Below are 13,304 nucleotides of genomic sequence, written 5' to 3' on the forward strand. Positions count from 1 at the left end.
TTCCAGGAGTAGACCATGGTCAGTATTGCTTCCATTGCCCAAACAGCATCGTTGATTGGTGATCTTGCCCGCGCCAGCATGCTTGCTGCACTGATGGATGGGCGTGCTCTGACCGCAACCGAGCTGTCCCGTATTGCCGGTATTGCGCCGCAAACAGCAAGCGGGCACCTCACGCGGCTGGTCGAAGCTGGCCTGCTCGTCAGGGAACGCCAAGGCCGGCACCGTTATCACCGCCTGGCCTCGCCGGCGGTTGCTCACATGATCGAAAGCATTATGTCTCTGTCAGTTGATCCGGATACGCAAGGTGCCCGGGTGCGCTGTGTCGGCCCTGTGACTGGTCCGCGCGACAAGGCCCTGCGCTATGCGCGTACATGCTACGATCATCTGGCAGGCCAATTGGCGGTTGAAATGACTGACCACCTCATTGACTCTGGGTGCATTGAGCTATCAGGCGATGGTGGCTTATTGACCGATCAGGGCGACAGATTCCTGCGATCACTGGGGGTTGACCTGGATTCTGCTCGTCATCGTGCGTCAAGCCGCGGAACAGGGCGCATGTTCTGTCGTCCTTGTCTGGACTGGAGTGCAAGGCGCTTTCATATTGGGGGTGCGCTCGGGGCTGCAATATGTCAATGTTATCTGGACAAGGGTTGGATTCGGCGTGCTGCGGGCAGTCGCGCTGTTACAGTGACACCGCACGGTCAGCAAGCGATTCGGGAGGCATTTTCCCTGACGACAGTCGGCCTTTTCTAGAAAAATCAGACAACATAGTCGCAACAGGGCGTAAAGGCGCGGTGATCCGGTGTGTCGCTTCACTTTCTTTTTTGCTGGACGTTAGTATTCCTGAACAGATTTACGCGCCGATCAAGGTCGAGGACGAGATTAACGCACAACAAGGCCATCAAGAAACAGGCCAACGAGGTGAGTGGTACGTAACTTGGGCGAACTGTCCTGTTCCACAGCCAGGGAGATTGCAATTGCGACGTAGACTAAAGCCTTGCCGCTTATGACGGCAGGCGGTAGCGTAGTCCTGCCAGGATCGGTAGCGGGAAGCAAGGGGCTGCCCAGCCTGTCGATTTACAGCGCCACGAAGGCAGCGATTCGCTCACTGGCACGAACCTGGACCACTGACCTCAAAAACCGGGGTATTCGTGTTAACGCGGTTTCACCAGGCATGATCCTCACTCCGGCAATGGAGTCTTACATGCGAGACAACGCAGGCGCGCAAGAGGCATTGACGCAAATGATCCCGTTTGGGCGCCTCGGCCAGGCGCAGGACGTTGCCAAGGCGGTGCTGTTCCTGGCCTCAAGCGACAGTAGCTACGTTGCGGGCGAGGAGTTTTTCATCGATGGCGGCGTCAGGGCTGTCTGACCGTTGCCGGACGTTACGCAGGCCACAACCGCAGGCCATACCCGCAAGCCATACCGGTTGCTGATCCGCGCTGTTTGTCGGCAACGCGACTTTAATTTTTCAAGCGAAAGCTCGATACATAGTTGTCGCACATCGGCCGGGCCGTTTTTGCTGCCTTGATCGGATCATCGCACATGACGTTGAATACACTATCAGCTGTTTTCGATAGCCGCATGACAATTGCGCGTGATGAACCTTCGAAGGCCGCAAGCACCACCTCTTCAGGTCCTTCCTGTCTGACTTCAATGGCAGGCGCCGTCGCTTCCAGGTTGGCTGCTGTACGTGTAATAAAATCGCGCAAGTTCAGGTCTTTTTGTCTTGCGGTACGCACGGTCTCAATCGTGCCATACTTTTTTTTTATCCGTATAGCGTCCACGCCGATCCAGTACGCCCGCTTATTCTGAGTCGTGGTCGCTGTTTAATATGATCAGGCGGGATGGGGACTATTCACTGCCTCACGAAACTGTAAGCTGATTTAGACCGCTCTAGTTCAGTGTGCCAACGGCAATGATCGACATAGCGAACCCAATGAGCAAGACCATGGCGACCAGCGCAAACGGGAAGAGTGTCATATAGGCTCCCTTTTCCTGCCCTCGACCACCGGCAAGGCTTGCTGCAATGGACATTCTTATCGGGGAGAAGAAGCCGAGTGACGTACCTGATACGTGCTGAAGTGCAGCGACTGCAGGTACGCTCAATCCTGCTTGTACTGCCAATGCAACTTGAGGCGGCAGAAAGAGGCTGTTTGCAGGATTTCCGCTATTGGTCAGGACACCGAACATGCCGGAGAGTATTGGCGTGATCAAAATGGCTTCTTCACTGAGTGCGTTGAACGTGGCAGTGGCAAACTGGCCAGATATGCCTGACGCTGCCAGTACTTCGGCCATCATGGAAAATAAAAAAACAGTGAGGACGGCATGTTGACCAGTGAACCAGGCTGATTTGGCCTCTTTCTTAAGAAAATGAGTTTGCTTTCGAACGATCGCGGTCAACAGAGCGCCGCCGATCAGCCAAGTGCCGGCATGAAGAAGCGGAGACCAAGCGGGCAGGTTGTCAAATGGCGCTATGCGTCCCAGCGTGGTCAGGGTGTTTTTCAATACAGGTACCAGGCGCGTTACTGCGAGGCCGCCAATAAGAATGATATACGGCGATATTTTAAGTGCAATGCGCCAGGCCTCGTTCCTGGCAGGGCGAACATCAAGCAGGTACCTAATGACGATCAACGGCCCATAAGCGGCCAGCAGCGCGGTTTCGGGTCCCAAATACCTGGTGGCGACCAAAAGCAATACCATGCCCGTAGCCACCCACAACAATTCCCGAAAACCTTCCCACACTGACGACCCAATGCCCGCTTTGCGGGCAGTTTTCCAAAACAGGCTAAGCCAGACTAACATCAGAAGACTCACCGGTATGGCCACATACATGCTCAATTGGGTTGAAGGCAGATTTGCATAGGCCGCGGCCAGTAGGGTACCGCTGGCCATTGCACCCCAGGGAATAAGCGACTGGCTAAGCAGGGCGAAAATGATCAAGTGCAGCGGTGCGAAGCCCAAATGACGAAGGAGCATTATTGTGCCCAGCATTCCGACGCCGAATCCGGTGGCCGCTTCCGCGAAAGGTCCAATCAGAAAACAGGCAAAAAAGACAAGTCTGCGTTTCGCAATGGACGTCATTGCAACTGGTTTTGTTGTCGACCGCAATTGGGTTGCCCCGGCGTGCTGTCTGGCCTTGAAGCCGCTAGCAGCAACTTGCCAGAATAGCAATCCACCCAGGATGTAGGGGGCAATCACGACGCCTATCCAGAGTCCGCGTAGTAAGGCCTGCGTAAGCTGTGCCGCATCGAAGGGGCCGGGGCCATAGAAGATGGCCACTGGAATGGCGGTGCCCAGACCCAGTACTGAGGCGACCGTCGCATTTGCCCGGCCACTGACAATTGCAGCAAGTACGATTAGAGCTGGTAACGACCATATGAAATAGGTCATCTAGCCCTCATTTTTCATCAGATATGGTTTGCTGACAGGATATGCATCTGACATATCTTCTCCTCGTATGCTGCTTGAAATATACTATTCGGAATTAAAAATAGCTATTCTGGTTATGGAGCCCGACGAATGGCCTATTCGTGGCCCTGTGCTTGGCAAAACACGATACGCGTAAGGTGCGGAATAAATAGTGCGAAAAACAATAAAGAACATTGCGAACTTGTTAATTATCCCAATTGTGGCGCTGTTGCGTGTCGTAGTGGTCTCTTAAAATGCTAAAACAATTACTTTCAGCGCAATCGAAATAGCAATATGATAAAAACGATTTTTTCATAAAGGTGAAATTGTCTATAATTTTTAAAGCAGGGCAAGTTTGAGGCCAAGAAGGCTTTGTAAAATGCTTTATTTAAATGCACAAGCGCTAAGTGTAATCAACATCGACATCCAATTTGGAATAAACTTTCATAAGTAGTCTTCGTTATTGTGAGAATTCCAATTTTTATTGAACACATTTGATTTTCCTGCAGGGGACATACAATCAGTCTGGGATGCATCCAGGTAGATGAGGCGCCGCAGCAGGCCATTTTCTTTATATAACCATAAACATCTAGGCAGGGCGAAGCTATAAGCCCTTTCATTTGAGAAGACTTACTTTGATTAATCTCAAACTTTTAAGAAGACAGCACGGATACACGCTTGAGCAGATCGCTCAACGTACCGGGCTAACGCGAAGCTACCTTTCCAAGGTGGAGCGCGGTTTATCTACGCCTTCCATTGAGTCGGCACTGCGCATCGCGCAAGTACTTGGAGTGCAAGTAGATCGTCTTTTTGGTAACAATTCTGACGAGAAAACTATTACGATTACGAGATCAGAAAAAATAAAAGCTGACAATCTCAACGGGTCAATGGCTCTGGTTTCTGGCCTTACTTCAGGTCGCATTTTGAGGGCATTTGTGATACACCCCAGCAGCAAAGGCAGTCGTGGTAGGGTCATGAGCCACCATGAGGGGGAAGAGATCTTATACGTTTTGGAAGGTAAGATTGAACTGAACATAGCTCGCCGTAAAGAAGTGCTGTCAAAGGGAGATTGTGCTCATTTTGATTCCACATTTCCGCATAAATTAGTCTCGATAAGCGAGCGTCCTAGCATGGTCCTCGTAGTCATTGCATCGAGCGAAAATGACGCTGCAGGGTAGAAGAAAAATTTAATGTTTCTGCTCTTTCCAGCAGACTCGAAACTTTTTTACTTCTTAAGCGCTTACCGCGCTGCAACTGCTAAGGCTGCTGCCGCAACGCCAAAATAAGCTTGTAATGCTGTGCGAGTGTCACTTCCCCGAATAGATCTTCGATGGAAATGACGAACGTGTTGCTAGATCAAATATGATTCAATGCATCCATATGGCATATCGTTGTTTGGCACGGCTGTTGTCGTGCGCGATCGCTATGAAAAACAAATAGAATTACAGATCATTTAGAGTGACTACTAATATGCGCGTTAATCGGTCTATCTGGACCGGCTCGATAAACAGTCTGCATTTCTTGAGTCTTTCAGACTTCTGCGGGCATAATAGTCAAAAGCGACTGAGTTTCTTTTTGGCCTTAAGATCCAATCATGCGCTTCCTTGCCTAGTTCGTGATCCATTGGTTTGATGTCACCCGCGGCAGCTGCAAGCAAGTGCATGTGTGCAGCTCTTTCAAACGCGATGCCAAGCAGACAGGCTTCCTCGATAGTAGATGCTGCAATCAACAAACCGTGATGTGAGAGCATCAGTGCACGTTTGTTACCCAGTGACCTGGAGATAAGTTCACCTTCTTCGTTGCCAACAGGAACGCCAGGCCATTTATCAACAAAGGCAACATCATCGTATAAAATACAGTTGTCCATATGCGATATTTCAAGTGGTTTTTCAAGCATGCTCAATGCTGCGGTATAACGCGCATGGGTATGTACAATGCAATTTACGTCAGGGCGCGCCCGGTATACCCAGGAATGAAAACGATTCGCCGGATTGGCCATGCCATGTCCCGCAAGAACGTTTAGATGTTCATCGACAACAAGTAAATTGTCTTCCGATATTTCGTCAAATCCAAGTCCGAGCTGTTGGGTAAAATAAGTACCCTCACTATCGGCCCGTGCAGTAATTTGGCCTGCAAGTCCCGAATCGTGGCCATTATCAAAGAGGATCCGACACGTTAAGGCCAGCTTCTGGCGATCGGTATATTTTGTATCGGCAAGCGTGTCGTCCATTTGAGCGCTGGATTGCTCAATCAATGTTTGCTTGTCCAGTTCAAAGCTGTTTTGTTGATTCATAAGTAACTCCCTGTTTCGCTGGAAAACTGCTTCCATAGGATCATCTTGAAAGAAATATAGCGCATTCGACTAATCCAGTTTGGCTTCGGACGCGTCAATGATTTTTTTCCACTTTTCAGATTCCGCTTGAACATGTAATACATAGTTTTCGCTGCCTGCCGCAAGTGGTTCAATACCTAGTTCGCTTAATCTTTCCTTAACCTGCGGGTTCCGCAGAACGTTACTGATTGCCTGAGACAGGATGCTGACCCTGTCTGCAGGCATATCTTCAGGGCCTACAATTGCGTTCCACGAGCCCACCACAAAAGCTGGAATTCCTTGTTCTTTTCCGGTAGGAAGATCTGGGACTGTGCTATTGGGCTGGTCATCAGCCAGTGCGATTAATCTTAACTTTCCCGCTTTGGCTTGCGGTACGATCACGGAAATGGCATCGAGTACGACCTGCACCTGGCCACCCATCGCAGCGTTGATTGCCTCTGCGCCGCTTTTGAATGGCACATGGGTTATCTGCATTTTGGCTTCCTGATTCAAGAGCTCCATTCCCAAATGAGGTGAACTGCCAACTCCAGCAGAGCCATAGTTCAGTTTGTGAGGGTTTTTCTGAGCATAATCGATCAGATCCGATAAGTTCTTAACCTGTGGCACATTCGAGACCCCAAGAACGTAGGGTGAATTGCTAATTAAAGATACTGGTTCAAAGGCAGCCGGATCATAGTTTAACTTTTTGTAAAGCATCTTGTTTACTACTTGGGTTCCGACTGTACCAAGTAATAACGTATATCCGTCAGGTTTTGCACGTGCTACTGTTTGAGCTGCAATCGTTCCGCCGGCACCAGGCTTGTTTTCGATGACAATAGTCTGATTAAGTTCCTCTCCCAGTTTTTGGCCTATCAGGCGGGCAACCACATCTGTGATACCCCCGGCGCCAAAGGGGACGACGAGTCGAATGGAGTGATCTGGGTATGCTGCTTGTGCAAAGGAGGTGAGAGAAGTGCCGATTGAAAATAGCATTAGTAACATAATGCGTGTTCTGGATGCTCTTTTCGGAATTTGCAATGCCGACATAATGGTTCCCTTGGTTAGAGGATAGGTTGGCATAGTATGACACAAGTGTTATATATGACACAAGTGTCATTGGCTAATATTGCATTGACGCCCGATTGAATGTCCGCGTGGTGTTACTGGAATATGTCCAAATGAAGTCGCATGGAATAAGCGCCCAGCTTGGTTGATTTATAAATTTGGGCTGACTATATATTAAGCGGCGTTAATCGAAAAAATCTATTTCCTGATATCAGAATTTCCGTTGCCGTATTTAAAATAATAGAGCTGACCGGGATCCCATCGTCTTGTACCGTAAAGTCGATCTATGGAACTAAAGCACGTAGAATCTAATTGAAAAGTAGTGGCATATGGCGCCGCCCAGGACAAACAAATGCCAGGTGCCATGAGCATGGCGAAATTGCCATCTGTTGGAATAGAAAAGCGTCCCTATTGTGTAGAGCATTGCGCCGATCAAAAGAAATGACAATGAACCGATGCTAAAAAATTGCCATTCGCGTAGAACTGAAATGACACCAATCCAGCCGAGAGCGAGATAAATCCATATTGAAGGTGCAACGCCATGTGCTGCACGGATTTGTTGATAAATACCCAGGATGGATAGCGTCCATATTAGAGAAAGTAAAAGCCACGATTGGTAGTTCATACCTGCTCTGAGAATGAATGGGGTGACTGTGCCTGCGATTACAAAGTAAATGGAGCAGTGGTCGAGTCGTTCCCACATTGCCTTACGTGGCTCACGTGTACCATGGTAAATGGAAGATGTGATGAAAAGTAACGTTACGGTTGTTGAAAAAACGAAAACACCAGCGATCCTATATGGATCTCCTTTGTTGATAACGTTATTCAACAAGTGTACTGATCCACTCAACATGACGAACAGTCCGGCAAGATGGCTCAGACAATTAAATCGTTCACCCGGATACATAATTTACTTTTGCTGTGAAGGTGGTTTTGGGCCGCAAATCGGTAAGTCGAGTTGATTCACAGGGGTTTCTTTATGCCGTTTATACTGGAGTTGTAATGTTCTGGCCGACTATGCTCAGTAATGAATCAAAAGGTTATTCTAATCTTCTTTTGATCTTATGATTTGCTTGATCCCCTTTTATAAAGCCTGAATCGTTAGGAAAAATGACGATTTTTTGCAACATCTGTCCCGTTCAGAGCCGACGCGCGTGCAGCAGCGCGTGAAACAATTACGCAGCAGCGTAAGCCAGAGGAGCCAAATGACATATTGAGTTGGTAAGTCGCGCAGTACGCACGATTTACCAAAATCATACAAATAGAAGGAGGTTTGAATAATGGATGCCCAACTTAAATGCACTCCTGGCGTATGTTTACTGTTGGCTCCTGGCCTGGTAAACGCTCCCAAGGTTTGCCTGTCCTTTTGTGGAAATGCGGAGTCGTTTGATGGCATCTATATGAAGAAATGAAGCCGGGGCGGGTCGCCGCGCCATGGTCTTCCCATTAAATTATTAATATTAAAAATTAAATGACTGGTTTCATCCTGGTTTTATTATCCACCGTATAGGCCGCAAGAGCAGAAAATGCCAACCACGCAAATTAGGTAAGACTTTCCATGATAGGGCCTTATAATGTTGAATTAATTGAATTTTTAAGAAAAACGCGCTGCCGGATAGCCCTTCAGACTATGCATCACGGGTATCTGAGCCCGATAGTCCTAGATAGGTAACCTCAATTCGACGGTTTGTTGCGCTTCACGCCGCGTTGACAATTATTCGAAAACCGCAAAAAGCAACACTTCAGTCAGTTCTTGTACGCTGCCGCGGTATGCGATTTACCAGTGCTCGCAGTTCACTCCTGTCATTCGGCCCTGTACACAAAGAAATCCGGACAGGCTCTTTTTAGCTCCATTTTTAGAATTCCCTCATGGAAATTAAAGTCAACTTTCTCGACAAGCTACGCCTTGAAGCCAAATTCGATGATTTCACGGTTGTGGCCGATCAGCCGATCCGCTATAAGGGCGATGGCTCGGCGCCTGGTCCTTTCGATTATTTTCTGGCCTCGTCGGCCTTGTGTGCAGCTTACTTTGTAAAGTTGTACTGTGTAACCCGAAATATTCCTACAGAAAATATTCGCCTGTCGCAGAATAATATTGTGGATCCGGAAAACCGGTACCAGCAGATTTTCAAGATTCAGGTGGAATTGCCCTCGGATATTTCAGAGGCGGACCGCCGGGGTATCCTGCGCTCTATTGAGCGTTGTACGGTGAAAAAAGTCGTGCAAACCGGACCCGAGTTTGTCATTGAAGAGGTGGAGAACCTGGATGCCGATGCTCAGTCCTTGCTGACATTGAAGCCCGCGTCTGACGCCAGTACCTTTATTGCGGGCAAAGATCTGCCGCTGGAGCAAACCATCGCCAATATGTCGGGCATTTTGGCTGGTCTGGGTATCAAAATTGAAATCGCCTCATGGCGCAATATTGTTCCCAATGTGTGGTCGCTGCATATTCGCGATGCGCACTCGCCCATGTGTTTTACCAATGGCAAGGGAGCGACCAAAGAAAGCGCGCTGGCCTCAGCGTTGGGGGAGTATATCGAGCGCCTCAATTGCAACCATTTCTACGCCGGTTCCTTTTGGGGCGAAGACATCGCCGACGCGCCGTTTGTGCATTACCCGAACGAGCGCTGGTTCCAGCCTGGCCCCGCGGATGCCTTGCCCGCTGACATTCTGGATGCATATTGCCTGCAAATTTATAACCCTGATGGTGAGCTGCGTGGCTCGCATCTGTGCGACACCAACTCGGGCAATATGTCGCGCGGTATCTGTTCGCTGCCGTTCGTGCGGCAGTCAGACGGCAATGTAGTGTATTTTCCGTCTAACCTGGTCGAGAACCTGTATGTCAGCAATGGCATGAGTGCCGGCAACACGCTGGTAGAAGCGCAGGTGCAGTGCCTGTCCGAAATTTTCGAACGAGCGGTAAAGCGGGAAATTCTGGAAGGCGAAATCGCACTGCCGGATGTGCCGCAAGAAGTGCTGGCGAAATACCCTGGCATTCTGGCCGGGATTCAGGCATTGGAAGAGCAGGGCTTTCCGGTGCTGGTAAAGGATGCGTCGCTGGGAGGAACCTACCCGGTGATGTGCGTTACCCTGATGAACCCGCGCACAGGAGGCGTGTTTGCCTCATTCGGCGCGCATCCAAGCTTTGAGGTGGCGCTGGAACGCAGTCTCACGGAATTGCTGCAGGGACGCAGTATCGAAGGCCTGAACGATTTACCCAAGCCCACCTTTGTCAGCGAAGTTGTGACGGAATCCAATAATTTTGTCGAACACTTCATTGATTCCAGTGGTGTGGTGTCGTGGCGATTTTTCAGCGCCAGGGCGGATTTTGAGTTTATTGAATGGGATTTTTCCGGCCAGGGTGAAAACGCCAATGCCCAGGAAGCAGCAACCTTGTTCGGTATTCTCGAAGGCATGGGCAAAGAGGCCTACATGGCGGTCTATGACCAGCTGGGCGCCATTGCCTGCCGGATTCTGGTGCCTGGTTATTCGGAAGTTTACCCGGTCGATGATGTGATCTGGGATAACACAAACAAAGCGCTCTTGTTCCGCACTGATATTTTGAACCTGCATCGCCTGGACAATGGCGCGCTGGCCGCACTGCTTGAACGGCTGGAGAACAACGACCTGGATGAATACGCTGATATTGCCACATTGATTGGTATCGAGTTTGATGAAAATACGGACTGGGGACAGCTCACCGTTCTGGAGTTGAAGCTGCTGATTAATCTGGCCTTGCAGCAATTTGAAGCGGCGCAGGAGCTGACTGGCGCGTTTCTGCAGTACAACGACAATACGGTTGAGCGCGGATTGTTCTACCAGGCTTTGAATGTGGTGCTGGAAGTGCTGCTTGATGACGAGCTGGAACTGGACGACTACGCCGTCAATTTCCGCAGAATGTTCGGCAACACCCGGATGGACGCAGTAATGGGATCAGTGGACGGCAGCGTCCGCTTCTTTGGACTCACGCCAACCAGTATGAAACTGGAGGGGCTCGATAGACATCACCGGCGGATCGACAGTTATAAGAAACTGCATAAGGCACGGGCCCAGGCCGCGGTGGCCGTTAATTAGGGTGGGCGAGTCAGGGTTTGGTGATGATGCCTTCATTTCCAGTGGGCAGGTATGATAGATATGCTTTGGCTTGATTTGGATAAATTGCATATACCTGACTTGTCGCAATCATTTGGATTACGGTCTCGTGAGGCAAAGTCCGCTGGAAATTCGGTGAGTTATCTATGGCTGTTGGGTCAATGTCCTTGAAAGCGAGCGGGACGCCGCTCGATGAAATGTGCGATGCCTTCCTTGAAATCTTCACTTTGCAAACTCATGACCATCTCGGTGTTGGCTTGTGATACCGCTTCTCCCAGAGTCTGAAATGGCGCTTCCCACAGTTGCTGTTTCATGATGCGCACTGACCGTGGCGACACCTCGTTGCCAAGGCGGTGCGCAAGCTGCCGGGCTGCGTCCGGCAGAGAATCGGCGGAAACAACATGATGGACCAGGCCCATTTGCAGCGCTTCCTGGGCATCGATTTTGCGTGAGGTCAGCAGCAAGTCCGTCGCATGAGCATGGCCGACAATGCGCGGGAGTATCCAGGCGATGCCATGTTCGGCAATCAGGCCGCGCTGGGCAAAGGCGGTTGCGAATACCGCCTTGTCCGCAGCGATCCGAAAATCGCTGTAGAGCGCCATGATCAGTCCGAGTCCGGCTGCCGCGCCATTGATGGCGCTGATAATGGGTTTGGGGGCGGCAGGGAAATAGGAATAACGTGTCTGGTAGTCTGCGCGGCGATTCATGTCGTAGGGACGCATCCACTCTTCAGCCCGGATGTCTTCGGGAGGCAGCACTTCCAGTTCGTCCATGTCCATGCCTGCACAAAACGCACGTCCCGCGCCGGTCAGTATGATGGCGCGCACGGCGTCGTCACGCCCAGCAGTTTCGATGGCTGAACGTAATTCTGCCTCCATGACTTTGGTCAACGCGTTCATGCGTTCCGGCCGGTTCAGCGTGATTGTGGCAATTGCGTCGTCGACGGCGTAGTTCAATGTTTCGTATGTCATAGTCAGGATATGTATTCAGAGAGTGATTCGGTGAAGGGGGTGGGAAGCTGGATGGCGACCGGTTCAAGAAACTCTTGTATTCCGTGACACCCGTTTTCACGTCCGATGCCGGATTTTCCGAAACCTCCGAAAGGCGCAGAGGGATTGAATGGTGCACCATTGATGTCCACCTGGCCTGCGCGAATGCGGCGGGCCACATCCAGTGTGTCGGGCGTGACAGGGCCCCAGACAGTGCCGGCCAACCCGTATTCGGTGCCATTGGCCAGAGCGATGCCATCTTCGATATCGTCATAGCACATGATGCACAGGACCGGGCCGAACACTTCTTCCATTGCGATTGTCATTGCGGGCGTGACGTCCGATAGCACAGTCGCGGGAATGAAAAAACCATGATCAGGAACGGACTGTTCATCTCCCACGGAACGTGCGCCTGCGGCTACGGCGCTATCGATCATAGCCTGCACTTTTTCGCGTTGGTTCGCAGAAACCAGGGGGCCGAGCCGCGTTGCTGCGTCTGCCGGGTCTCCCATGCGATAGCCGCCAATGCGTTCTCGCACAATCTGTTCGACTTCTGGAAGCGCATTGCGTTGCACCAGCAGGCGCGTCATGGATGAACAGGTTTGCCCAGAGTTGAGCATGCAACTGGCCAGAGTGGCTTTGACGGCTGTCGGCAGGTCGGCGCCGGGCAGCACGAGTGCGGCCGATTTGCCGCCCAGTTCCAGGGCCATGCGCTTGATCTGGCTACCAGCGATGGCTGCGATATGACTACCTGCACGCGTGGAACCGGTAAAGGAAACCATGTCGATACCGGGATGGGAGATCAGCATCTCACCGATATCCGGGCCGGTGCCATATACCAGGTTGAACACGCCAGGCGGTAAGTCGGCCTGTTGGATCGCTTCGGCCAACAGGGCAGCGCTGGTCGGTGCGATTTCTGAGGGTTTCAGAACGACCGTGCAGCCGGCCAGCAGCGCCGGCGCAACCTTGCCGGTGATTTGGTGCAAAGGATAGTTCCAAGGTGTAATGCAGGCCACCACGCCCACCGGGACATGCTGTACCAGGGAATGACCCATGCGCGTTTCCCAAATCATGTCAGCGGCAATATCGGCATAGCTATTCCACGCAGCAGCGGGCGCGTCCACCTGGATACGTGCAGCTAACTTGCGTGGCATCCCCACTTCGCGGGAGATTGCTGTGGTCAGCGCTTCGGCCTTTTCCGCCAGCGCGGCAGCCACCCGACGCACTGCCGCGATGCGTTCGGCCAGGGGCGTGGCGGACCAGCCGATCCATGCTGCGCGTGCAGCTGCAACCGCGCGGTGTACATCGTCATGAGAGGCAGAACGATAACTGGCAAAAATGTCTTCAGTAAAACTATCCGTGACGGGGAGTTCCTGCTCGCCGCTTGCGGTTGTCATGACGCCGTCTATGAATAAGTGAGTCTGTTTGTGCATGGG

At 51.1% G+C, this 13,304-nt stretch carries 11 protein-coding genes; 4 read left to right on the top strand and 7 right to left on the bottom strand.

Annotated elements, in window-relative coordinates:
- The first annotated feature begins 15 nt into the window (after positions 1-15).
- Both INT32_RS11410 and INT32_RS11415 read left to right on the top strand, forming a co-directional pair.
- The gene (locus tag INT32_RS11410) at positions 16-753 is read left to right on the top strand and encodes a helix-turn-helix transcriptional regulator (RefSeq protein WP_193088845.1); all 738 of its coding nucleotides are present in this window, start codon (positions 16-18) and stop codon (positions 751-753) included.
- A 253-nt stretch (positions 754-1,006) separates the two neighbouring features.
- Positions 1,007-1,372, top strand: coding sequence for an SDR family oxidoreductase (locus INT32_RS11415; protein ID WP_193088893.1), 366 nt, complete (start codon positions 1,007-1,009; stop codon positions 1,370-1,372).
- Between the two features lie 91 nt (positions 1,373-1,463).
- Here the strand turns inward: INT32_RS11415 and INT32_RS11420 are convergent, their stop codons facing one another.
- A complete protein-coding gene (locus INT32_RS11420; RefSeq protein ID WP_193088846.1) occupies positions 1,464-1,742 on the bottom strand; it encodes a hypothetical protein in 279 nt (92 codons plus the stop codon).
- Positions 1,743-1,896: 154 nt separating this feature from the next.
- Positions 1,897-3,393, bottom strand: coding sequence for an L-lactate permease (locus INT32_RS11425; RefSeq protein ID WP_193088847.1), 1,497 nt, complete (start codon positions 3,391-3,393; stop codon positions 1,897-1,899).
- Positions 3,394-4,046: 653 nt separating this feature from the next.
- Between INT32_RS11425 and INT32_RS11430 the strand changes: the two genes are divergently transcribed.
- The gene (locus INT32_RS11430; protein WP_193088848.1) at positions 4,047-4,589 is read left to right on the top strand and encodes a helix-turn-helix domain-containing protein; all 543 of its coding nucleotides are present in this window, start codon (positions 4,047-4,049) and stop codon (positions 4,587-4,589) included.
- Between the two features lie 308 nt (positions 4,590-4,897).
- On the opposite strand, the gene INT32_RS11435 is transcribed toward INT32_RS11430, so the two are convergent.
- The 3 genes from INT32_RS11435 to INT32_RS11445 form a co-directional block, all read right to left on the bottom strand.
- On the bottom strand, positions 4,898-5,704 hold the full coding sequence (locus INT32_RS11435) for an aldolase (RefSeq protein WP_193088849.1): 807 nt from the start codon (positions 5,702-5,704) through the stop codon (positions 4,898-4,900).
- Between the two features lie 69 nt (positions 5,705-5,773).
- Positions 5,774-6,769 (bottom strand): tripartite tricarboxylate transporter substrate binding protein, encoded by a 996-nt coding sequence (locus INT32_RS11440; RefSeq protein WP_193088850.1) that lies wholly within the window; start codon positions 6,767-6,769, stop codon positions 5,774-5,776.
- Between the two features lie 310 nt (positions 6,770-7,079).
- Positions 7,080-7,694, bottom strand: coding sequence for a hemolysin III family protein (locus INT32_RS11445; RefSeq protein WP_193088851.1), 615 nt, complete (start codon positions 7,692-7,694; stop codon positions 7,080-7,082).
- Between the two features lie 962 nt (positions 7,695-8,656).
- On the opposite strand from INT32_RS11445, the gene INT32_RS11450 reads away from it, so the two are divergent.
- Positions 8,657-10,861: an OsmC domain/YcaO domain-containing protein gene (locus INT32_RS11450; protein WP_193088852.1), complete on the top strand. Its 2,205-nt coding sequence runs from the start codon at positions 8,657-8,659 to the stop codon at positions 10,859-10,861.
- A 176-nt stretch (positions 10,862-11,037) separates the two neighbouring features.
- Here INT32_RS11450 and INT32_RS11455 read toward each other — a convergent pair whose 3' ends face one another.
- Both INT32_RS11455 and INT32_RS11460 read right to left on the bottom strand, forming a co-directional pair.
- Positions 11,038-11,850: an enoyl-CoA hydratase gene (locus INT32_RS11455; protein WP_193088853.1), complete on the bottom strand. Its 813-nt coding sequence runs from the start codon at positions 11,848-11,850 to the stop codon at positions 11,038-11,040.
- Between the two features lie 2 nt (positions 11,851-11,852).
- Complete coding sequence (locus tag INT32_RS11460) at positions 11,853-13,301, bottom strand: aldehyde dehydrogenase family protein (protein WP_193088854.1); 1,449 nt, start codon at positions 13,299-13,301, stop codon at positions 11,853-11,855.
- Positions 13,302-13,304 lie beyond the last annotated feature (3 nt).

This window comes from Advenella sp. FME57 (genome assembly GCF_014897675.1).
Taxonomy (GTDB): domain Bacteria; phylum Pseudomonadota; class Gammaproteobacteria; order Burkholderiales; family Burkholderiaceae_B; genus Advenella.

Excerpts from the sequence above, each read along its gene's own strand:
- INT32_RS11410 (WP_193088845.1), top strand. The coding sequence starts at position 16 with ATGGTCAGTATTGCTTCCATTGCCCAAACAGCATCGTTGATTGGTGAT.
- INT32_RS11415 (WP_193088893.1), top strand. The coding sequence starts at position 1,007 with ATGACGGCAGGCGGTAGCGTAGTCCTGCCAGGATCGGTAGCGGGAAGC.
- INT32_RS11425 (WP_193088847.1), bottom strand. The coding sequence starts at position 3,393 with ATGACCTATTTCATATGGTCGTTACCAGCTCTAATCGTACTTGCTGCA.
- INT32_RS11435 (WP_193088849.1), bottom strand. The coding sequence starts at position 5,704 with ATGAATCAACAAAACAGCTTTGAACTGGACAAGCAAACATTGATTGAG.
- INT32_RS11440 (WP_193088850.1), bottom strand. The coding sequence starts at position 6,769 with ATGTCGGCATTGCAAATTCCGAAAAGAGCATCCAGAACACGCATTATG.
- INT32_RS11445 (WP_193088851.1), bottom strand. The coding sequence starts at position 7,694 with ATGTATCCGGGTGAACGATTTAATTGTCTGAGCCATCTTGCCGGACTG.
- INT32_RS11450 (WP_193088852.1), top strand. The coding sequence starts at position 8,657 with ATGGAAATTAAAGTCAACTTTCTCGACAAGCTACGCCTTGAAGCCAAA.
- INT32_RS11455 (WP_193088853.1), bottom strand. The coding sequence starts at position 11,850 with ATGACATACGAAACATTGAACTACGCCGTCGACGACGCAATTGCCACA.
- INT32_RS11460 (WP_193088854.1), bottom strand. The coding sequence starts at position 13,301 with ATGCACAAACAGACTCACTTATTCATAGACGGCGTCATGACAACCGCA.